This is a genomic window from Pantoea sp. Lu_F5_004, assembly GCF_051136245.1.
In the GTDB taxonomy this organism is placed as follows: Bacteria; Pseudomonadota; Gammaproteobacteria; order Enterobacterales; family Enterobacteriaceae; genus Pantoea; species Pantoea agglomerans.
Genome location: NZ_CP194946.1, coordinates 518,652 through 539,892 on the forward strand (window position 1 = coordinate 518,652; position 21,241 = coordinate 539,892).

Annotated in this window: 18 protein-coding genes; 10 read left to right on the forward strand and 8 right to left on the reverse strand. The window is 55.3% G+C overall.

From position 1 onward, the window contains the following. Positions 1-2: 2 nt before the first annotated feature. The 7 genes from panF to msrP form a co-directional block, all read right to left on the reverse strand. Positions 3-1,448: a sodium/pantothenate symporter gene (gene panF, locus ACR8BN_RS02525; protein ID WP_031592710.1), complete on the reverse strand. Its 1,446-nt coding sequence runs from the start codon at positions 1,446-1,448 to the stop codon at positions 3-5. After that, positions 1,438-1,680, reverse strand: coding sequence for a YhdT family protein (locus ACR8BN_RS02530; protein ID WP_031592711.1), 243 nt, complete (start codon positions 1,678-1,680; stop codon positions 1,438-1,440). Before ACR8BN_RS02530 ends, panF begins: the two co-directional genes overlap by 11 nt. Before the next feature lie 72 nt (positions 1,681-1,752). After that, entirely contained in the window at positions 1,753-3,102 is a 1,350-nt protein-coding gene (gene accC / locus ACR8BN_RS02535) for an acetyl-CoA carboxylase biotin carboxylase subunit (protein ID WP_031592712.1), read from the reverse strand. Between the two features lie 11 nt (positions 3,103-3,113). Next, complete coding sequence (accB, locus tag ACR8BN_RS02540) at positions 3,114-3,575, reverse strand: acetyl-CoA carboxylase biotin carboxyl carrier protein (protein ID WP_031592713.1); 462 nt, start codon at positions 3,573-3,575, stop codon at positions 3,114-3,116. A gap of 25 nt (positions 3,576-3,600) precedes the next feature. After that, positions 3,601-4,053, reverse strand: a complete 453-nt coding sequence (aroQ, locus tag ACR8BN_RS02545; RefSeq protein WP_010256011.1) for a type II 3-dehydroquinate dehydratase — start codon at positions 4,051-4,053, stop codon at positions 3,601-3,603. Between the two features lie 232 nt (positions 4,054-4,285). Further along, entirely contained in the window at positions 4,286-4,891 is a 606-nt protein-coding gene (msrQ, locus tag ACR8BN_RS02550; RefSeq protein ID WP_434747298.1) for a protein-methionine-sulfoxide reductase heme-binding subunit MsrQ, read from the reverse strand. Further along, the gene (gene msrP, locus ACR8BN_RS02555) at positions 4,892-5,896 is read right to left on the reverse strand and encodes a protein-methionine-sulfoxide reductase catalytic subunit MsrP (RefSeq protein WP_031592715.1); all 1,005 of its coding nucleotides are present in this window, start codon (positions 5,894-5,896) and stop codon (positions 4,892-4,894) included. Between the two features lie 285 nt (positions 5,897-6,181). Between msrP and csrD the strand changes: the two genes are divergently transcribed. From csrD to tldD, 8 genes are all read left to right on the forward strand, one after another. Beyond that, the gene (gene csrD, locus ACR8BN_RS02560; RefSeq protein ID WP_010699819.1) at positions 6,182-8,131 is read left to right on the forward strand and encodes an RNase E specificity factor CsrD; all 1,950 of its coding nucleotides are present in this window, start codon (positions 6,182-6,184) and stop codon (positions 8,129-8,131) included. Positions 8,132-8,442: 311 nt separating this feature from the next. Continuing rightward, a complete protein-coding gene (gene mreB, locus ACR8BN_RS02565) occupies positions 8,443-9,486 on the forward strand; it encodes a rod shape-determining protein MreB (protein ID WP_004385136.1) in 1,044 nt (347 codons plus the stop codon). A 148-nt stretch (positions 9,487-9,634) separates the two neighbouring features. Further along, a complete protein-coding gene (gene mreC, locus ACR8BN_RS02570) occupies positions 9,635-10,657 on the forward strand; it encodes a rod shape-determining protein MreC (protein ID WP_031592717.1) in 1,023 nt (340 codons plus the stop codon). Beyond that, entirely contained in the window at positions 10,654-11,142 is a 489-nt protein-coding gene (gene mreD, locus ACR8BN_RS02575; protein ID WP_010256045.1) for a rod shape-determining protein MreD, read from the forward strand. The genes mreC and mreD overlap by 4 nt, the downstream gene beginning before the upstream one ends. An 8-nt stretch (positions 11,143-11,150) precedes the next feature. Further along, a complete protein-coding gene (locus tag ACR8BN_RS02580) occupies positions 11,151-11,744 on the forward strand; it encodes a Maf family protein (protein WP_425036422.1) in 594 nt (197 codons plus the stop codon). Continuing rightward, complete coding sequence (gene rng, locus ACR8BN_RS02585; protein WP_003855268.1) at positions 11,734-13,203, forward strand: ribonuclease G; 1,470 nt, start codon at positions 11,734-11,736, stop codon at positions 13,201-13,203. The genes ACR8BN_RS02580 and rng overlap by 11 nt, the downstream gene beginning before the upstream one ends. Before the next feature lie 148 nt (positions 13,204-13,351). After that, the gene (gene yhdP, locus ACR8BN_RS02590) at positions 13,352-17,182 is read left to right on the forward strand and encodes an AsmA2 domain-containing protein YhdP (RefSeq protein WP_434747299.1); all 3,831 of its coding nucleotides are present in this window, start codon (positions 13,352-13,354) and stop codon (positions 17,180-17,182) included. Positions 17,183-17,246: 64 nt separating this feature from the next. Next, positions 17,247-18,692 carry a metalloprotease TldD gene (tldD, locus tag ACR8BN_RS02595; RefSeq protein ID WP_039390546.1) on the forward strand — a complete coding sequence of 482 codons (1,446 nt, stop codon included), beginning with the start codon at positions 17,247-17,249 and terminating at the stop codon, positions 18,690-18,692. 252 nt (positions 18,693-18,944) lie between these two features. Here tldD and aaeR read toward each other — a convergent pair whose 3' ends face one another. Then, on the reverse strand, positions 18,945-19,862 hold the full coding sequence (gene aaeR / locus ACR8BN_RS02600) for an HTH-type transcriptional activator AaeR (protein ID WP_031592720.1): 918 nt from the start codon (positions 19,860-19,862) through the stop codon (positions 18,945-18,947). A 230-nt stretch (positions 19,863-20,092) separates the two neighbouring features. On the opposite strand from aaeR, the gene aaeX reads away from it, so the two are divergent. Beyond that, positions 20,093-20,296 (forward strand): p-hydroxybenzoic acid efflux pump operon protein AaeX, encoded by a 204-nt coding sequence (aaeX, locus tag ACR8BN_RS02605; RefSeq protein WP_010256058.1) that lies wholly within the window; start codon positions 20,093-20,095, stop codon positions 20,294-20,296. Between the two features lie 7 nt (positions 20,297-20,303). Further along, the gene (gene aaeA / locus ACR8BN_RS02610; protein ID WP_031592721.1) at positions 20,304-21,236 is read left to right on the forward strand and encodes a p-hydroxybenzoic acid efflux pump subunit AaeA; all 933 of its coding nucleotides are present in this window, start codon (positions 20,304-20,306) and stop codon (positions 21,234-21,236) included. Positions 21,237-21,241 lie beyond the last annotated feature (5 nt).

Sequence of the window (21,241 nt, forward strand, 5' to 3'; positions counted from 1 at the left end):
CGTCAATGTTGCGGCGCGTCGACCGTTTGCGGCGCGCGTCCAAACAGGTTGCCCACTAAAAATGCCAGCAGGCTCAAAAGCAGTGAGGGCACAATGGGATGAAAACCCAGAATCTGCAGGTTCAGGCTCGCCAGAAAAGCGTAGCAGCCTCCACCCACCACCATGCCGGTGATGGCTCCCGCGGCATTAGCGCGTTCCCAGTAGAGGCCCAGTACCAGCGGCCAGAGGAAAACCGCCTCAAGGCCGCCAAAGGCCAGCAGGTTGAGCCAGATAATCATATCCGGTGGATTCCAGGCTGCAATCAGCAGCAGCATACCCAGTGCGAACGTAATGGTGCCAGATAACAGCCTCAGCCGCGTCTCATTTTCCAGTTGCTGCGGGGCGACACGCAGATAGAGATCTTTGATCAGCGTGGCCGAAGCCTGTAACAGCTGGGCATTGATGGTCGACATAATGGCGGCCATAGGTGCTGCCAGAAACAGTCCGGCGGCTAACGGTGGTAGCACGGTGATCATCAGGGTGGGTATAACACTATCCGGCACGGTCAGATTCGGCAGTACTGCCCGGCCGAGCGCACCGGCCAGATGCATTCCCAGCATCAGGATCGCCACCACAATGGTGCCCAGAATAATGGCCCGATGGACTGCCTTGCTGTCTTTATAAGAGATGCAGCGCACGGCAGTATGCGGTAAGCCAATCACCCCAAAGCAGACCAGCACGACAAACGAGCTGAGGAAGGTCGGCGTTATAATCTCTCCCGGTCCCTGCGGCGACAGCAAAGCAGGATCGATGTCATGAAGTTTCTGGACGGCCGTGCTCAGGCCGCCAGCCTGATGAATCACCGCGAACAGCAGCAGAAATGTGCCAATCAGCATCACGACGCCCTGCATGGCGTCATTGAGCACGCTGGCACGGAATCCGCCAAAAGCGGTGTAGAGCGCAATAGTGCCGCCAAAAATCAGCAGACCGGTATCATACGGAATGCCTGCGGCGGTTTCGAGCAGCCGCGCGCCGCCAATAAACTGCACCGTCATGGCACCGATAAAGGCAACCAGCAGACTCAGACTCGCCAGCCAGATCAGCAGCGGGCTCTGATAGCGGGCGTAGAGCATGTCATTCAGCGTCACCGCATTATACTTACGTGCCAGTATGGCGAACTTTTTCCCCAGCACACCCAGCGAGAGCCAGACGGCAGGCACCTGCACCATCGCCAGCAATACCCATCCCAGCCCATATTTGTAGGCGGCACCGGGACCACCAATAAACGAGCTGGCGCTGATATAGGTGGTGGTGAGCGTCATCGCCAGCACAAATCCGCCCATAGAGCGGCTGCCAAGGAAATATTCAGTGAGGAAGCTGCCTTCACGCCTTTTACGGACGGCAAAGACCGACAGCGCAGCAACCAGCACCAGATAAATCAGTAACGGCAGAATGATTTCACTGTTCACTTTTATCCTCCAGCGGCATGTCGCGGAAAATGACCCGCACCATCATCCAGCACAGGAATATGAACAACAGGGGAGCAAACAGGCAGGAGAGTTCGAACCAGCGCGGCAGGCCGGTGATACCGATTTCACGTCCGCCCAGCCAGGCTGAAAGCCCCCAGGCAGCGAGCCAGAGCAGGGTGAGATAGAGCGACCAGCGCGCCTCTTTATGTGCCTGTATAAAACGAGCATCCATGATTCAACCTTAACGCCAGCGGCAAAAGAAAAAGGCCGGATTAACCGGCCTCTGACTGACTCAGCGTTGCGATTACTTCTCGTGCAAGCCGAGTTTTTTCTCCAGATAGTGGATATTGGTTCCACCGTGCTGGAAGTTTTCGTCGGACATGATTTTCATCTGCAGTTCAACGTTGGTTTTGATACCGTCGATGATCAGTTCCGCCAGCGCATTCTTCATGCGGGCAATAGCCACTTCGCGCGTTTCGCCATAGGTGATCAGCTTACCGATCATGGAGTCGTAATACGGCGGTACGGTGTAGCCTGAGTAAATATGCGACTCCCAGCGCACGCCAAAACCGCCTGGCGCATGGAAGCGGGTGATTTTACCCGGGCTTGGCAGGAAGGTGACCGGATCTTCAGCGTTAATACGGCACTCGACCGCATGCCCGCGAATAACCACTTCGTCCTGTTTGATCGACAATGGCTGACCCGCAGCGATGCGCAGCTGCTCTTTGATCAGATCCACACCGGTGATCATCTCGGTCACCGGATGTTCCACCTGAATACGGGTGTTCATCTCAATGAAGTAGAACTCACCGTTTTCGTACAGGAACTCGAAGGTACCTGCGCCACGATAGCCAATCTCAATACAGGCTTTGGCACAACGATTACCGATAAAGCTGCGCTGTTCCGGCGTGATGCCTGGTCCTGGCGCTTCTTCAACCACTTTCTGGTGACGACGCTGCATGGAGCAGTCACGTTCGCCCAGATAGATCGCGTTGCCCTGGCCGTCAGCCAGAACCTGAATCTCGATGTGGCGCGGATTCTCCAGATACTTCTCCATGTAAACCATGTCGTTGCTGAAAGCCGCTTTGGCTTCCGCTTTCGTCATGTTGATGGATTGTTCCAGATCTTTATCGCTGCGCACAACGCGCATACCGCGACCGCCGCCGCCGCCAGAGGCTTTGATGATGACCGGATAACCGATGCGCTTCGCAAAGGCACGGTTTTTTTCCATATCATCGGTCAGCGAACCGTCAGAACCGGGTACGGTTGGGACGCCTGCTTTCTTCATCGCATTAATCGCAGAGACTTTGTCGCCCATCAGGCGAATGGTGTCTGCTTTCGGACCGATAAAGATAAAGCCGGAGCGCTCAACCTGCTCAGCAAAATCGGCATTCTCAGAGAGGAAGCCGTAGCCAGGGTGAATCGCCACCGCGCCGGTGATCTCTGCAGCAGAGATCAGCGCCGGGATGTTGAGGTAACTTTTAACTGACTGCGCCGGGCCGATGCAGACGGTTTCGTCTGCCAGCAGCACGTGCTTCAGGTCACGATCCGCGCTTGAGTGTACCGCAACAGTCTTGATGCCCAGTTCTTTACAGGCACGCAGAATGCGCAGCGCAATCTCACCACGGTTAGCAATAACAATTTTATCCAGCATGATCTGCCCCGTTACTCGATGATAACCAGTGGCTCGTCAAATTCGACCGGCTGACCGCTTTCAACCAGAATAGCTTTCACCACGCCTGATTTGTCAGCTTCGATCTGGTTCATCATTTTCATGGCTTCGACGATGCACAAGGTATCGCCGGCATTCACTTTCTGGCCGACTTCCACAAAGGCTTTCGCATCCGGGCTCGGCGTGCGGTAGAAGGTCCCTACCATCGGTGAACGCACGATGTGACCGCTGATTTCAGCCGGTGCCGCTTCGGCAACCGCTGCAACAGGGGCAACAGCTGTTGCCAGAGCAGGCTGTTGAACCGGCGGAGCGTAAGCCTGCTGCATCATCGGGTAACCCACGTTTGCAGGTGCACGGCTGATGCGAACGGACTCTTCACCTTCAGAAATTTCCAGCTCTGAAATGCCAGACTCTTCAACCAGTTCGATCAGTTTTTTAATTTTACGAATATCCATGAGTGGGGTTCCGTACTCAGTTTGATTAATTAGTTTGAGACAGGCGTTTTACTGCCGTTTGTAAAGCCCATGTGTAGCCGTCAGCGCCAAGCCCACAGATCACGCCAGCAGAGACATCAGAAAGATAGGAGTGATGGCGGAAGGGCTCGCGGGCATGCACGTTGGAGAGATGAACCTCGATAAACGGTATTTCTACCGCCAGCAGGGCATCACGTAGTGCGACACTGGTATGGGTAAACGCGGCAGGATTAATAATGATGTAATCCACATTGCCTTTGGCCTCATGAATGCGATCAATCAGCTGAAATTCAGCATTGGTTTGCAGGTGGCTCAATTCCACATTCAACTGGTCTGCCTGACGTGTCAAATCGTCAACGATCTGACGCAGCGTGGTATGACCATACTTCTCAGGTTCACGTGTTCCCAACAGGTTCAGGTTGGGTCCGTTTAAAAGCAGAATATGTAATTTATGCGCCATCGTGCTGCCATCTCCCGCAATCATTGAGGCATCGCGTAAAATACCTTGCGAATCTTCATTTGTCACCTTTGAGAATGAAAAAGAAGACCCGACGAGCAATAAAGCCGGGCATTATATCCGTTTCGTGTCATTTCGCAGCAAAATACTGGTCTTATCTGCGAAGATGATCGGATGTGGCCAGCGGGCCACATCTTTTATCAGAAAACGGCAGAGGAAAACAACGGGGGAAGCGCTAGCGAGGCCACCATTTGAGAAATTTTTTGTAACGCCAGGCTAACAGTATCGCAGCAAGTAGGGCGTAGATAAGTGGCTGGGGTGACAGGGTTTTCACTGACCAGATATAGTGAAACGGCACCAGAATCGCCACCAGGTAGACCGCGTTGTGCAGGGTTTGCCAGCGTTTACCGAGCTTGCGCTGAGCGCGCTGAAACGACGTCAACGCCAGGGCCAGTATTATCAGCCAGCTGATAATACCCAGTGTCAGATAGGGACGGGAAATCAGCTCGCTGCCCAGCAGACGCAGATTGTCAGCGCCCAGCTCCAGCAGGTAATAGCTCAGCAGATGGAGAGAAGCCCAGAAAAACGTCCAGACGCCAAGCAGACGTCGCGTGCGGATTAACAGCGGTTGCCTGCCATAACGTGCCAGCGGTGAGACCAGCAGCGTACCCAGTAGCAGTTTCAGCGCCATGCGGCCGGTAAAATGCTGAATATCTTTTGCGGGATCCGCACTCAGGCCGCCCTGCATTGCGGCAAGAACCAGATAAACCAGCGGCAACAGGGCCGCCAGATGCAGAATCACCTTAAGCCAGGTGATCTGTTTTATCGACAGGCGTACCACCTAGTAATTCTCCCGTAAATCCAGGCCACGATAGAGCGACGCAACCTGTTCGGCATAGCCGTTAAACAGCAGTGTTGGCTGACGTTCGACCTTCAGACTGCCGCCCGGCCCAATAAACCGCTCAGTGGCCTGCGACCAGCGTGGATGATTAACGTGCGGATTCACATTGGCATAAAAACCATATTCATCTGCGGCGATCTGGTTCCATGTCGTTGGCGGCTGTTTGTCGGTCAGGGTGATTTTGACGATCGACTTAATACCTTTAAAGCCATATTTCCACGGTACCGTCAGGCGAATCGGCGCGCCATTCTGCGGCGGCAGCGCTTTGCCATAGACGCCGGTAGTCAGTATCGTCAGCGGATGCATTGCTTCATCCAGACGTAAACCTTCGACATAGGGATAATTGAGTCCGCCGCCAATAAAGCGATCTTTCTGGCCTGGCATCTGCTCGGGATCGTACAGCGTCTGGAAGGCGACAAAACGCGCTTTGCTGGTGGGTTCCGCCAGGGAGATAAGCTTATTCAGCTCAAAGCCTATCCAGGGCACCACCATCGACCAGGCTTCCACGCAGCGCATGCGATAGATTCGCTGCTCCATGGCAAACCGTTTAAAGATGTCATCCATATCCAGGGTTACGGGCTTAGCCACTTCGCCATCAATGGTCAGTTTCCAGGGTTCTGTTTTCAGCGTACCGGCATTGGCGGCCGGATCGGCCTTATCCAGCCCGAACTCATAGAAGTTGTTATAGCCGGAAACTTTATCCGCAGGCGTTAAGGTCAGATCGGCCTGATATTGCGCTGGTTTGGTAAAGTCCAGCGGCCGGCCTGCTGGCGCGGGTGGGCGGTCGTTGCCTTTGAACCAGCTGAGAATATCGGCTTGCGCCACGCCCGGCATACCCATCGCCGCGGCGCTCAGTCCCAGCGTTTTCAGCACCTGGCGGCGCTTCATGTTAAAAATGCTTTCCGGCGTTACGTCGGCTTCGGTCAGACAGGGTGTGCGTTTCATGGTGCCTTCTCCAGACAGGATGTCATTAACCAGCATGGTGACTATTACTGATATCAGCCAGTTTCGCCCTGAAAATGTGAAATTTCCTGGCTGGCCGGTACGATGAGAATGCACCGAAAAGTGTCAGGATCAACGTCAGCGATGATATCCCGACGATATACTTCGGCTTCATACGTCCCGGCGATGTCGGCAACGGCAAATTATGCTATTTTGCTCGCGTTTTCGTCAGGCTGACGGTACAAGGTTGGGTGATCCGGTTATCACCGCAGTAATACAGGCACAGGGATGCGATTAACCACAAAATTATCTGCGTTTATTACCTTTTTAAGCCTGCTGGCAATGTCGTTGATGCTGGCAGGCTGTGCATTCAGTGTTTTCTGGTTCAGTCATCAGCGGGTTGAACATCGGGCGCAGATACTGGCGACCGAAGTGGATCAGGCGATGTTCACCCAGACGCCGGCAGAGCTGCATGTCTGGCTCACGCGTATGATGCCGATAATGAATGCCGAGCAGATTTCACTTCACAACGGCAGGCAGACTTTCCTTACCCTCTCCCGACACGAAAACCAGATGCTGGAAGACGAGCCTAATCGTTTTATTCAGGTCGATGTGCCTTTGATGCACCAGACAGGTTTAGAGTTGCGGGTTGTCACCCTTGATCCTGCCAAAACCTGGCTGCGCTCCATTACCGGCACCTCTACGCTGGGCATCCTGTTTACCGTCATGCTGGTGATGAGTCTGGTGCTGCTGCTGATGCATCGCTGGCTCAGTCGTCAGTGGCGCGGTATGGAGCATCTTGAAGTGCGGGCAGAGGCGATTATCAGCGGTGAGCGCGGCGTAATGCCGAAACGCGGTGCGGATGAGTGGCCACCGAGAGCGAGCCGCGCACTGGATGTGTTGCTGGCGGATCTGCAGGAAGCGGGCGAACAGCGTCTGCGTATCGACACGCTGATCCGCACCTTTGCTGCGCAGGATGGACGCACCGGTCTCAACAACCGGCTGTTCTTTGATAACCAGCTCGCCACCCTGCTGGAAGATCAGGAAGCTGTCGGTACCCATGGTGTGGTGATGATGGTGCGCCTGCCCGATCTGGACACGCTGAAGGATTCGCTTGAGCCGGGGCTGGTTGAGGAGTACCTCTTCAATTTCGTCAATATGCTTTCCACCTTTGTGCTGCGCTATCCTGGCGCCCTGCTGGCACGCTATTTCCGCAGTGATTTTGCCGTGTTACTGCCGCATCGGAGTCTCAAAGAGGCAAACAGTATTGCGGATCAGCTGATCAATGCCGTTGATTCACTGCCGCCGATGCGGCTGGTCAATCGTGATGATCTCATCCATATCGGTATCAGCGCCTGGCACAGCGGGCAGACAGTACCGCAGGTGATGGAAAATGCCGAAATGGCCACCCGACGTGCGGCACTGCTGGGCGGCAACAACTGGACCAATGGGGCCGGAAATCCGCAGGACGCCGGGCGGGGGAGTGTGCGCTGGCGAACCCTGCTGGAGAACACACTTAGCCGTGGCGGCCCGCGGCTCTACCATAAACCCACCGTCAATATTGAGGGCAAGGTACAGCACCGGGTGATGCTGACCCGCATCTTCGACGGCGATAAAGAAGTGCTGGCCGCAGAATATATGCCCCTGGTGCAGCAGCTCGGCATGGCTGATGGCTGGGATCGCCAGCTAATGACCCGCATTGCGGCACTCTCTGAACTCTGGCCAGAAGAGACGCTGGTGATCCCGGTGACGATTACCTCGCTTCTGCAACGCTCTTTTGTCCTCTGGCTGCAGAACATGCTGCTGCAGTGCCCGAAAGCGCAAAGAAAACGATTTTTATTTGAACTTGCCGAGGCAGATGTTTGTCAACACATCAACCGTTTAACGCCAGTTTTCCGCGCACTTAAGGCTTTTGGCTGTCGGGTTGCGGTAAATCAGGCGGGGTTAACCGTGGTAAGCAGCGCCTACATACGACAGCTGCCGCTGGAACTGATCAAGCTTGATGCCGGTCTGGTGCGCAATATTGAGCGGCGGACTGAAAATCAGTTGTTTGTGCAGAGTCTGCTGGAAGTCTGTAAATGTACGGGCATTCAGGTGTTTGCTACCGGTGTTCGCACTAAAGCGGAGTGGCAAACATTAGTCGCGTTGGGCGTAGCAGGTGGGCAGGGCGACTTTTTTGCCCCCTCGCTTCCGGTTAACAGTAACGTGAAGAAGTATTCACAACGTTACCGTATTTAATGAATTGCGGTCGTACTGACGGAAATTTACGGTTTTTTTTAATGTTTATCCGCGTCTGAACCTCTGAACTTACTGCCGGAAATGTTAGATTTTATGTCGGACAGGGCGAGGGGAAACAGTGTGAAATGCAGTGCTGATGGCGTCTGGTCGCCATTCTGCCGTTGTGGATCGCCAGTTCAGATGACTTAAACGCAATCAGGCGTCTTTTTTCACCGAAGCAGAACGTTTTTGCGCCTTGTGGCAGCTTCGTGTGGTTGGTAAAGTAAGCGGATTTTATTTTCCGCCCCCAGCTTGCAGGATTACCCCTTAGTATGTTTAAAAAATTTCGTGGCATGTTTTCCAACGACTTGTCCATTGACCTGGGTACCGCGAATACCCTGATTTACGTGAAAGGACAGGGCATCGTGCTGAACGAGCCCTCCGTCGTCGCTATTCGACAGGATCGTGCCGGTTCACCGAAAAGTGTTGCGGCCGTGGGTCATGAGGCCAAACAGATGCTTGGCCGTACGCCAGGCAATATCGCAGCGATTCGTCCGATGAAAGATGGCGTTATTGCTGACTTCTTCGTGACTGAAAAGATGCTGCAACACTTCATCAAGCAGGTTCACAGCAACAGTTTTATGCGTCCCAGCCCGCGTGTGCTGGTCTGCGTACCCGTCGGGGCAACACAGGTTGAACGCCGCGCAATTCGTGAATCCGCTCAGGGCGCAGGCGCGCGTGAAGTGTTTCTGATTGAAGAGCCGATGGCTGCAGCAATTGGTGCGGGTCTGCCCGTTTCAGAAGCGACCGGCTCAATGGTGGTGGATATTGGTGGCGGTACCACAGAAGTGGCGGTGATCTCCCTGAACGGTGTGGTCTACTCCTCGTCAGTGCGTATTGGTGGCGATCGTTTCGATGAAGCTATTATTAATTATGTGCGTCGTAACTACGGTTCACTGATCGGCGAAGCGACCGCAGAACGTATTAAGCATGAGATCGGTTCAGCCTATCCGGGTGATGAAGTCCGTGAGATCGAAGTGCGTGGCCGTAACCTGGCAGAAGGTGTGCCGCGCGGCTTTACACTGAACTCTAATGAAATTCTGGAAGCGCTGCAGGAGCCATTAACCGGCATCGTTAGCGCGGTGATGGTTGCCCTTGAGCAGTGTCCGCCTGAGCTGGCTTCAGATATTTCGGAGCGCGGCATGGTGCTGACCGGCGGTGGTGCGTTACTGCGCAACCTGGATCGTCTGCTGATGGAAGAGACGGGCATTCCGGTTGTGGTTGCTGAGGATCCACTGACCTGTGTGGCTCGCGGTGGCGGCAAAGCGCTGGAAATGATCGACATGCATGGCGGCGATTTGTTCAGCGAAGAATAATTGCCTCAACCGGCTGAGAACGCAATGATCATGCGAGGGAGTGGCATGTGAACCGGCGCAATCTTTGCCGGTGCAGTGCGTTCAGCCCAGGGAAGCACGGTGTTATGCCGTTGCTTCCTCTCCTGTTGTCGAGGATCACGCAGATTATATGAAGCCGATTTTTAGCAGGGGACCTTCCCTGCAGTTGCGTCTATTCCTGGCGGTTATCGTGGCGATTGCCATTATCATTGCCGACAGCCGTGTGGGTTCTTTCACCCAAATACGCAACTATCTGGATACGTCGGTCAGTCCGTTTTACTTCCTGGCCAATGGGCCACGTCAGCTGCTGGATGGCGTGTCAGAGTCGCTGGCGTCGCGTCAGCTGCTGGAGCAGGAAAACAAAGCGTTACGTCGTGAGCTCTTCCTGAAAAACAGTAACCTGCTAATGCTGGGGCAATATAAGCAGGAAAACGCACGCCTGCGTGAACTGCTGGGTTCACCGCTGCGTCAGGATGAGCAAAAGATGGTGACACAGGTCATCTCCACCGGCACCGATCCTTACACCGACCAGGTGGTAATCGACAAAGGCAGCGTTAACGGCGTCTATGAAGGCCAGCCGGTCATCAGTGATAAAGGGGTGGTCGGTCAGGTCATCGCTGTCGGACAACTCACCAGCCGTGTTCTGCTGATCTGTGATGCGTCACATGCCCTGCCGATTCAGGTGCTGCGTAATGACATTCGTGTCATTGCCGCAGGTAACGGCTGTACTGAAGATCTCCAGCTTGAGCATCTGCCAGGTAATACGGACATTCGGGTCGGCGATGTACTGGTGACTTCAGGTATCGGTGGCCGATTCCCTGAAGGCTATCCGGTGGGTGTGGTTTCCTCGGTAAAAGTGGATACCCAACGCGCCTATACGGTGATTCAGGCGCATCCGACCGCGGGTCTGCAGCGTCTGCGTTACCTGCTGCTGCTGTGGGGTGCCGATCGCAATGGTGATATGCCGTTGCCGCAGGATGAAGTTCATCGCGTTGCGAACGAGCGTCTGATGCAGATGATGCCGCAGGTCTTACCGCCTGCGGGAGAAATGGGCCCGCCTGCGCCTGCCGTACAGATGGGACCGCCTGCACCGTCAGCCACCAGCAGCAGTGGACAAAGCAACTCCTCGCGTTCACGCGGGGGGCAGCCTTGAGTCGATATCGCAGCCAGGGACGTTGGGTCATCTGGCTCTCCTTCCTGGTTGCGCTTGTCCTGCAGATCATGCCCTGGCCGGATGAAATTTATATGTTCCGGCCCTCATGGCTGCTGTTGATCCTAATCTATTGGGTGCTCGCACTGCCGCATCGGGTCAATGTCGGCAGCGGATTTGTGCTGGGTGCCATCATGGATCTGATTGCGGGTTCCACACTCGGCGTGCGTGCGCTGGCGCTCAGTATCATCGCCTACCTGATTGCCTTTAAGTTCCAGTTATTCCGCAACTTAGCGTTGTGGCAGCAAGCGTTAATGGTTATGGTGCTGTCGCTGGCGATGGATGTGATTGTCTTCTGGGCTGAATTCCTGGTAATCAACGTTTCATTCCGACCTGAAATTTTCTGGAGCAGTGTCGTCGACGGTATTCTCTGGCCCTGGCTATTCTTATTAATGAGAAAAATTCGTCGTCAGTTCGCTGTTCAATAAGGAAATTTATGGTAACCCTCTATCTTGCTTCCGGTTCACCGCGTCGTCGTGAGCTGTTAACTCAACTTGGTCTGACATTCGAGCGCATCGTGACTGACGTTGAAGAGCAGCGTCAGCCGAACGAAGCGGCGGCGATCTATGTCCGCCGTCTGGCCAATGATAAAGCGCAGGCGGGTGTCAAACTGGCCGCGCAGGATCTGCCGGTGCTGGGCGCGGATACGATTGTGGTGCTGAATGGCGAAGTGCTGGAAAAGCCGCGTGATGCCGCCGATGCCCGCGCGATGCTGTGCAAACTCTCTGGTCATACGCATCAGGTGATGACGGCGGTAGCACTGGCCGACAGCCAGCAGGCGCTGGATTGCGTCGTAACCACTGATGTGACATTCCGCACCTTAACCGCAACCGACATCGACGACTATATCGCGACCGGCGAGCCAATGGATAAAGCGGGTGCATACGGTATCCAGGGCAGGGGAGGAAACTTTGTCCGCAAAATTAATGGAAGCTACCATGCAGTGGTCGGATTACCCTTGGTTGAGACAGGGGAGTTGATCAGCCATTTCGAGTCACTGCGTGCCGTAAGGGGTCAACATGACGGCTGAATTACTGGTAAACGTCACGCCTTCTGAAACACGTGTTGCCTATATCGACGGCGGCATACTGCAGGAAATTCACATTGAGCGTGAGGCGCGGCGCGGCATCGTTGGCAATATTTATAAAGGCCGTGTAAGCCGTGTTCTGCCCGGCATGCAGGCCGCCTTTGTTGATATCGGTCTGGAGAAAGCGGCCTTTCTGCATGCCTCAGATATCATGCCGCATACTGAATGTGTGGCGGGCGACGAAAAGAAAAACTTTATCGTGCGGGATATCGCCGAGCTGGTGCGGCAGGGGCAGGATCTGGTGGTTCAGGTCGTCAAAGACCCGCTTGGCACCAAAGGTGCCCGGCTGACCACTGACATCACTCTGCCTTCGCGTTACCTGGTCTTTATGCCAGGCGCATCGCATGTGGGTGTCTCTCAGCGTATTGAGAGCGAGAAAGAGCGCGATCGGCTTAAAGCGGTCGTGGCTGACTACTGCGACGATCTGGGCGGCTTTATTATCCGTACCGCCGCAGAAGGCATCGGGGAAGAGGAGCTGGCGCAGGACGCAGCTTTTCTCAAACGACTCTGGACCAAAGTCAGCGAGCGTAAAAAGCGCAATCAGACCCGCTGCCTGCTCTACGGTGAGCTGGCTCTGGCCCAGCGTATTCTGCGTGATTTTGCGGGCGCAGCGCTGGATCGCATCCGGGTCGACTCCCGCCTGACGTGCGATATGCTGGTGGAATTTACCGGTGAATATATCCCGGAAATGGCCGGTAAGCTGGAGCTCTACAACGGTAAACAGCCTATTTTCGACCTGTTTGACGTCGAAAATGAGATTCAGCGCTCGCTGGATCGAAAAGTTGAACTAAAGTCAGGCGGATATCTGATCATCGATCAGACCGAAGCGATGACCACCATCGATATCAACACCGGTGCGTTTGTCGGCCATCGTAACCTTGATGAGACGATCTTTAATACCAATGTTGAAGCCACTCAGGCGATCGCGCGCCAGCTGCGACTGCGTAATCTTGGTGGCATCATCATTATCGACTTCATCGATATGAGCAACGAAGACCATCGCCGCCGGGTACTGCATTCGCTGGAAAGCGCGCTCAGCAAAGATCGGGTTAAAACCGGTATTAATGGTTTCTCGGCGCTGGGTCTGGTGGAGATGACGCGTAAGCGTACCCGCGAAAGCATTGAGCACGTTTTGTGCCAGGACTGCCCGGTCTGCAAAGGGCGCGGCACGCTGAAAACCGTTGAAACGGTCTGCTATGAAATCATGCGTGAGATTGTCCGGGTTCATCACGCTTATGATTCTGACCGCTTTCTGGTCTATGTTTCACCGACGGTGGGTGAGGCGTTAAAAACTGACGAGTCTCATGCACTGGCTGAAGTCGAAATCTTTGTCGGCAAACAGGTTAAAGTTCATGTCGAAGCGCTCTACACTCAGGAGCAGTTCGACGTGGTGATGATGTAACGCCAGCCCGCTCACCGGTTTCTTCGGATATCGGGCTGAAAAATCGCCCTTGTTTGAGATAAAATGCGCGTTTTAACGCTTTTATCGGGAGACGGTCGGGTATGAGAACCAACTATCCGTCGTTTACGGAATACAAGGAGAGGCGTGAGTGAGGCAGTTGCCGAGGATTTTGTTACTGCTGGTCGCGGCAATCATCGTGATTGTCGCGCTGCTGGTCAGCGGATTGCGTCTGGTGATGCCGCATCTCGACAGCTATCGCAGCAACCTTCTGCAATACATCTCCGACAGCAGCGGCGTGCCGGTCAACGCCAGCCAGTTACAGGGTAAATGGGAGAATTTTGGCCCAACCCTGCAGATTCGCGATCTTAGCGTCGATCTGCATGAGAACGGCAAACTCACTATCAAACGTATCAATCTGGCTCTCGACGTCTGGCAGTCCCTGCTGCACTGGCGGTGGCAGTTTCGCGATCTGACCTTCTGGCAGTTGCACCTCGATACTAATCGTCCTTTACTCGACAACGACAAAGAGAAAAACAGCTTCCGTCCGGCGCAGATTAACGAACTCTTCCTGCGTCAGTTTGACCACTTTGATCTGCGTGACAGCACCATCCGTTTCCGCACCCCTTCCGGTCAGCATGCTGAGCTGGCGATCCCGCGCCTCACCTGGGTCAATGAAGATAACCGCCACCGGGCCGAAGGCGAAGTCAGTCTGTCGAGCTTCACCGGCCAGCACGGCGTGGTCCAGGTGCGGCTTGATCTTAACGACAGCAACGGTTTACTCAATGATGGCCGTATCTGGATGCAGGCCGACGACGTCGATATGCGCCCGTGGCTGGGCCGTTGGGTGCGCGACAATACCCGGCTGGATAGCGCCCGATTTAGCCTGGCGGCCTGGGTTAACCTGCGCGATGGCGACATCTACGCCGGCGATCTGCTGCTGCGCAAGGGCGGAGCCAGCTGGCAGGGCGAGACCGGACGACACCGCATTGAAGTCGATGGGCTGACCGCGCATCTGTCACGTTTCCAGAATGGCTGGGTGGTCAATGTGCCACAAACCCGGCTCAGCACCGACGGCCACGCCTGGCCCGCTGGCCACTTCTCTCTGTTATGGCGCCCTGAAGATAAGCAGATGCTGGGACCGGATGGTCAGCCGGAAGTGCGCGTTCGCGCCACACAGCTGGTGCTGAGTCATATTGCGCCGATCGTTCCGCTGTTTGCGCCGCTCTCTCCGGCGCTGTTTGAAAACTGGCAGACGCTGCAGCCACAGGGCACCATCGATGGCCTGGCGCTGGATATTCCGTTACAGCAGCCTGAAAAAACCCGCGTACAGGTGAAGTGGCGTGATTTCAGCTGGCAGCACTGGAAACTGTTGCCGGGCATCAGCCATTTAAGCGGGGAAGCGCGCGGCAGCCTGAGCAATGGTCAGGTCAGTGTGGATATGGGGGCGGCGATCGTTCCCTATGGCGACATGTTCCAGGCTCCGTTAGAGATTAAGCGGGTGACCGGTGCACTGCGCTGGCTGAATGATGATCATGGCCTCACGCTGGCGGGCGAAAATCTTGACCTGGAAGCTCGCTCGCTCTGGGCGCGCGGCGACTTCAGCTACCAGCAGAATAGCGGCGGTGAGCCTCGTCTGGATATTCTGGCCGGTATCCGGCTTACCGATGCGGGCGATGCCTGGCGCTACTTCCCGGTGCCGCTGTTGGGTAACAGCCTGACGCACTATCTGAGTGGGGCAGTGAAGGGTGGCAAGGTGGACAACGCCACACTGCTGTTTGCCGGTAATCCGGCGCTGTTCCCGTTCAAGCATAATGATGGCATGTTCCAGGTCTGGGTGCCGCTTCGCCAGGCAACCTATGCGTTTCAGCCCAAATGGCCAGCGTTGAGCAATCTCGATATCGACCTTAACTTCCTGAATGACGGTCTCTGGATGAAAGCGCCAGTGGCGAAACTGGGCGAGGTGGACGCGCACAACGTCACTGCGGTGATCCCCGACTACCTGAAAGAAAAACTGATCATTGAGGGTGATATCAGTGGTGAAGGCCAGCAGATCGCGGACTATTTCGGGCAGACTCCGCTGAAACCTTCACTGGGTGCCGCGCTGGAGCAGTTGGAAATCAAAGGCCGCGTCGGCGGCCACCTGAATCTGGATATCCCGCTGGATGGTGAGCAGGTTCACGCCCGTGGCAATGTGGACCTGAACAATAATTCGCTGTTTATCAAACCGTTAAAAACCACCATTAACAATCTCTCAGGGCGCTTCCGTTACGACAATGGAAATCTGGCCAGTGAGGATCTGCGTGCGAACTGGTTTGGTCAGCCGATGGGCGTGCGTTTCAGCACCAAAGAGAATCCGGACGATTTTGGCGTGAACGTCAAACTTCAGGGCGACTGGCAGCCTGCTAAAATCAGCCAGCTTCCTGCAGCCGTCAGCAAGCAGTTGGGCGGAAATCTGCCGTGGCAGGGCGACGTCAATATTACGCTGCCCCATCATGGCGGCGCGCGTTATGACGTAACGCTGAACGGTAATGCAAAAGAAGTAAGTAGTCACTTACCTGCACCGCTCGATAAAAAAGCTGGTGAGGCGATGCCTGTTGCAATCAAGGCCAGTGGCGACCTGCACCATTTCGATCTCAGTGGCAGCGTTGATGCAAACCATCGCTTTAACAGCCGCTGGTTGCTGGAGCCGACGCTGCGCGTCGATCGTGGCATCTGGCTGAATGATGCGCAGAAAACACCTGCTCTGCCCGATCATCCCGGCATGGTGCTGAACCTGCCTGCGCTGGATGGCGAGGCCTGGGTGGCGATGATGGCCGCAGGGGGAGCATCCGCGGGCAGCGAGTCAGGCGGCGGCAGCGGCCTCAAAACGGGTGGCGTCACGCTGCCCGGCAATATCACGCTTCGCAGCCCGGCGGTCACCCTGGCCGGGCAGCAATGGCATGAGGTTGAAGCGACACTGGCTCAGAGTGCAGGCGGAAAGGGCCAGGTCGGCGTCAGGGCTAAAGAGCTGCGTGGTGCGCTGGCAATGGCACCGAAAGCACCGTGGCAGGTGAACCTGGATTACCTTTACTACAACCCGCAGTGGGATAACGGTGAAGGCAAAGGCGGCAAAGCGCCACCTCAAAAAGCCACGACCATTAATTTCAGCCAGTGGCCCGCTTTACAGTTGCGCTGTAAAGAGTGCTGGGTACTGGGTCAGAAATATGGTCAGGTCTCCGCGATGCTGCAACCCCGCGGAGATACGTTAGCGCTTACTAACGGAAAAGTGGATACTGGCAGTTCACAGCTGAAAATCAACGGGGAATGGGTTAACCGCCCGGACGACCAGCGCACTTCGCTGAAGGGCTCGCTGAAAGGCCCGAATATTAATAACGCGACCAACTGGTTTGGCGTCAACACGCCGCTGCGCGATGCGCCATTTGATATTGCGTATGACCTGCACTGGCGCTCTGCTCCCTGGCAGCCCTCGGCAGAGACGCTGAGCGGTACCCTGAAGACCCACTTTGGCAAAGGCCAGATCGCCGATGTGAATACCGGTGCCGCCGGAAAAATCCTGCGGCTGGTGAGCTTTGATGCGCTACTGCGCAAGCTGCGCTTCGACTTTAGCGACACCTTCACCAATTCTTTCTATTTCGACTCGATTAACGGCACGGCCTGGATCGAAAACGGCATGATGCGCACCGATAATCTGCTGGTGGATGGTCTGGAAGCGGACATCGCGATGCAGGGTAATCTCGACCTGGTGAAGCGTCAGATCGATATGGAAGCGGTGGTTGCGCCGGAAATATCCGCCTCGGTTGGTGTGGCGACAGCTTTTGCCATCAATCCGGTAATTGGCGCGGCGGTGTTTGCCGCCAGTAAAGTTCTGGCGCCGTTGTGGAACAGGATATCGCTGCTGCGTTATCACATCAGTGGCCCGCTGGATAAACCGGAAATCAATGAAGTGCTGCGTAAACCGCGTGAAACTGACAACAAGTGAATTTGACGCCGTACCGGAATTACCGCAGGCTATGATTATCTGAGCACATAATGAGTGAGAAACGATGACTCTGAACCTGGTAAGTGAGCAGTTACTGACTGCTAACGGCATTAATCAGCAGGACCTATTTTCCCTGTTAGGGCAGCTTTCAGAACGTCGTCTGGATTATGCCGATCTCTATTTTCAGTCCAGTTTTCACGAATCCTGGGTGCTGGAAGACAAAATCATTAAAGATGGCTCCTACCATATCGATCAGGGTGTGGGCGTGCGTGCGGTCAGCGGGGAGAAAACCGGCTTCGCCTATGCCGACCAGATCACGCTGAATGCACTGCGTCTCTCCTCTGAAGCCGCACGCAGCATCGTACGCGAACAGGGAAATGGCAAGGCGCACACGCTTTCTGCCGTGATGAACCGTTCGCTCTATTCGTCGATCGATCCGCTGAGCAGCCTGACGCGTGAAGATAAAATTGCCCTGCTGCATCGCGTTGATAAAGTGGCTCGTGCTGCTGATCCGCGCGTGCAGGAAGTCAATGCCAGCCTGACCGGCGTTTATGAGCAGGTATTGGTAGCCGCGACTGACGGCACGCTGGCGGCAGATGTCCGTCCGCTGGTTCGCCTCTCTATCAGCGTACAGGTGGAAGATCAGGGCAAACGTGAGCGCGGCGCAAGCGGCGGCGGTGCGCGCACCGGTTATGCGTTTTTCCTGGCGGATGAAGATGGCGAAGTCCGCGCTGACGCCTGGGCGCGTGAAGCGGTGCGTATGGCGCTGGTGAACCTCTCCGCCGTGGCCGCACCTGCTGGTGCGTTGCCGGTGGTGCTGGGTGCGGGCTGGCCGGGCGTGCTGCTGCATGAAGCGGTCGGTCACGGTCTGGAAGGCGACTTCAATCGCCGTGGCACCTCGGTGTTCAGCGGTAAAATTGGTCAGCAGGTTGCGTCTGACCTCTGTACCGTGGTAGATGACGGCACCCTTGAAGGGCTGCGCGGTTCACTGGCGGTAGATGATGAGGGTGTGCCCGGTCAGTACAACATGCTGATTGAGAATGGTGTGCTTAAAGGCTACATGCAGGACAAGCTGAATGCACGACTGATGGGGGTTAGCCCTACCGGTAACGGACGTCGTGAATCCTACGCGCATCTGCCGATGCCGCGCATGACCAACACCTATATGCTGGCTGGCAAGTCATCGCCGCAGGATATTATTGAAAGCGTTGAGTATGGCCTCTATGCGCCGAACTTTGGTGGCGGTCAGGTGGATATCACCTCTGGCAAATTTGTCTTCTCAACCTCAGAGGCTTATCTGATTGAGAACGGCAAAATCACCAAACCGGTTAAAGGCGCAACGCTGATTGGTTCCGGCATTGAAGCGATGCAGCAGATCTCGATGGTGGGTAATGACCTGGCGCTGGATAAAGGCGTCGGCGTCTGTGGTAAAGAGGGGCAGAGCCTGCCGGTCGGTGTCGGTCAGCCGACCCTGAAGCTGGATAAACTGACCATCGGCGGCACCGCCTGATGTGACCCCAACAACCCGCCGCCTGGCGGGTTGTCAGAATGCTGACAAATCCATAGCCGGATGAACCTGGCAGCAATGCAATAGCTGAAAGCGCAGGGAACACGGGCAGAGGAGGAAAGCGTCCCGCGCCACGGATGGCGCGGGCCGAGCGTGTCAGGGATGACGGATTTTGCGTCTTTCCGATCTGACCGTGTTCCCTTCGCTGGCTGGGTCTTACAGCTGGTCGGGACAGATGTTGTCAACAATCTATTGTTAGCTTTTACGGTGCTGCTGATACTGCTCAGCCACCTGTTCAAAATAGCCGGTCAGATAATCGATACAGACCTGCACCTTAAGCGGTAACTTATCCTTCTCGGTATAGAGCGCGTAGACCGGGCGCGGATCGGACTGATACTGCGGAAACAGAATATCGATCTCGCCTGCGGTGATCTCATCAATCACCCACATCATCGGCACATAGGCGATCCCATTGCCCGACTTCAGCCAGCGAATCAGCGTCAGGGAATCATTGGTCACAAAACGTCCCTGCGGAGCCAGGCGTGTCACTAATCCTTCCGGCGCAATCAGTTCGAAATTGTTGTCGGGCCGTACGCTATATTCCAGCCAGGAAAAATTATCGATATCACCCGGCTTCTCCGGCGTACCATGCTGCGCCAGATAGCTTTTTGCGGCGCACACCACCATCGGCATCGCACCCAGGCGACGCGAAAACAAGCTGGAATCTTTTAACGCTCCCACCCGAATCACCAGATCCAGGCCATCCGCGATCAGGTCCGGGGCCGGAACGCCGGTGACCAGATTCACACTCAGCCCCGGATATTCCCGCAGCATATCGCTGGTCATGCCGGCTAACACGTTCTGCGCCATGGTAGAGGAGCTGCCAATTCGCAGTACGCCAATGGGCGTATTGTTAAAAGCGTAAAGCTGCTCATGCACCTGCGTTGCTTCGGCCAGCATACGGCGGCAGCCCTGATAATAGATTTTGCCCGCTTCGGTCAGGCCGATACTGCGGGTACTGCGATTCAGCAGTTTAACCTGCAATGCATCTTCCAGTTTCGCGACGATCTGGCTGATTGATGAGACGCTCAGATGAAGCTGACGCGCCGCAGCGGTAAACGAACCCAGTTCAACCACTCTGGCGAAGACAGACATGCCTTTCAGTCGTTCCATTATTTACTCTGGCTTAAAAGTGATTTAGATCACATTCTGTAGAAAACTTATAGTCAGGCGCGTTATTATAAGCGCGCCGGGGTATTTCCCGGTGATTCTTCATTGCCTGATACCCTTCGATGATACGCTATTATTAAGCCAGCTGCGGTTCGGATAACGCTTGCAGAGGGTTTTCCCGCGACATCGGAAGAGGCATGAGTATCCCGGCAAGGTCGAACTAAGGATTTGTGATGAGTGTGCTTCCGGTATTTGTCATGTTTGGGCTCTCTTTTCCGCCCATTTTCATCGAACTTATTATTTCACTGATGCTGTTCTGGTTAGTGAAACGCGTGCTTACGCCGAGCGGTATCTACGATCTTGTCTGGCATCCGGCACTTTTTAATACAGCGCTTTACTGCTGTGTGTTTTACCTTGTCTCCCGTTTATTAGTCTGAGGTTTAAGTGAAAGCACTCATAAGAAAAATCGCGCGCTACGCGATTACTATCCTGCTGGTCATTATCGCAGTGGTCATTATTTTCCGTGCCTGGGTCTTCTATACCGAATCGCCCTGGACCCGTGATGCGCGTTTCGCCGCTGACGTGGTGGCGATCTCCCCTGACGTCACTGGCCTGATTACCGAGGTTCCGGTACACGACAACCAGCTGGTGAAGAAGGGCGATACGCTGTTTGTGGTTGACCGGCCGCGCTATCAAAAAGCGCTCGATCAGGCGCAGGCGGATGTTGAATATTACCAGGCGCTGGTCAGTGAGAAACGTCGCGAAGCCGGGCGCCGTAACCAGCTGGGTACCTCCGCCATGTCGCGCGAGGCTATCGAACAATCCAATAACGATTTGCAAACCAGCGAACATCAGCTGGCGAAATCGGTGGCGACACGCGATCTGGCGAAGATCGACCTTGAGCGCACCACTGTGAAAGCGCCATCCGATGGCTGGGTCACCAACCTGAATGTCTACCAGGGTGAGTTTATTACCCGTGGTTCGGTTGCAGTAGCGCTGGTTCAGGAGCACTCCTTCTATGTGCTGGCTTACCTGGAAGAGACCAAACTGCACGGCGTGGAGAAGGGCTTCCGCGCGGAAGTGACCCCACTTGGCAGCAACATCGTGTTGCGCGGCACCGTAGACAGTGTGGCGGCTGGCGTTACCAACAGCAGCAGCTCGGTCGACAGCAAAGGCATGGCCACGGTAGATTCCAATCTGGAGTGGGTCCGTCTGGCGCAGCGTGTGCCGGTGCGCATCCGGCTTGATCAGCAGCCCGGCAATCGCTTCCCGGCGGGCACGACAGCGACAGTGGTGATCACCGGCCAGGCCGATCGTCAGCCTGAACAGGTTTCACCGATGGTCCGACTGTTTAATCGCCTGCGTGAGTTTGGTTAAGAGGG

Excerpts from the sequence above, each read along its gene's own strand:
- ACR8BN_RS02530 (WP_031592711.1), bottom strand. The coding sequence starts at position 1,680 with ATGGATGCTCGTTTTATACAGGCACATAAAGAGGCGCGCTGGTCGCTC.
- accC (WP_031592712.1), bottom strand. The coding sequence starts at position 3,102 with ATGCTGGATAAAATTGTTATTGCTAACCGTGGTGAGATTGCGCTGCGC.
- accB (WP_031592713.1), bottom strand. The coding sequence starts at position 3,575 with ATGGATATTCGTAAAATTAAAAAACTGATCGAACTGGTTGAAGAGTCT.
- aroQ (WP_010256011.1), bottom strand. The coding sequence starts at position 4,053 with ATGGCGCATAAATTACATATTCTGCTTTTAAACGGACCCAACCTGAAC.
- msrP (WP_031592715.1), bottom strand. The coding sequence starts at position 5,896 with ATGAAACGCACACCCTGTCTGACCGAAGCCGACGTAACGCCGGAAAGC.
- csrD (WP_010699819.1), top strand. The coding sequence starts at position 6,182 with ATGCGATTAACCACAAAATTATCTGCGTTTATTACCTTTTTAAGCCTG.
- mreB (WP_004385136.1), top strand. The coding sequence starts at position 8,443 with ATGTTTAAAAAATTTCGTGGCATGTTTTCCAACGACTTGTCCATTGAC.
- mreC (WP_031592717.1), top strand. The coding sequence starts at position 9,635 with ATGAAGCCGATTTTTAGCAGGGGACCTTCCCTGCAGTTGCGTCTATTC.
- ACR8BN_RS02580 (WP_425036422.1), top strand. The coding sequence starts at position 11,151 with ATGGTAACCCTCTATCTTGCTTCCGGTTCACCGCGTCGTCGTGAGCTG.
- rng (WP_003855268.1), top strand. The coding sequence starts at position 11,734 with ATGACGGCTGAATTACTGGTAAACGTCACGCCTTCTGAAACACGTGTT.
- tldD (WP_039390546.1), top strand. The coding sequence starts at position 17,247 with ATGACTCTGAACCTGGTAAGTGAGCAGTTACTGACTGCTAACGGCATT.
- aaeR (WP_031592720.1), bottom strand. The coding sequence starts at position 19,862 with ATGGAACGACTGAAAGGCATGTCTGTCTTCGCCAGAGTGGTTGAACTG.
- aaeX (WP_010256058.1), top strand. The coding sequence starts at position 20,093 with ATGAGTGTGCTTCCGGTATTTGTCATGTTTGGGCTCTCTTTTCCGCCC.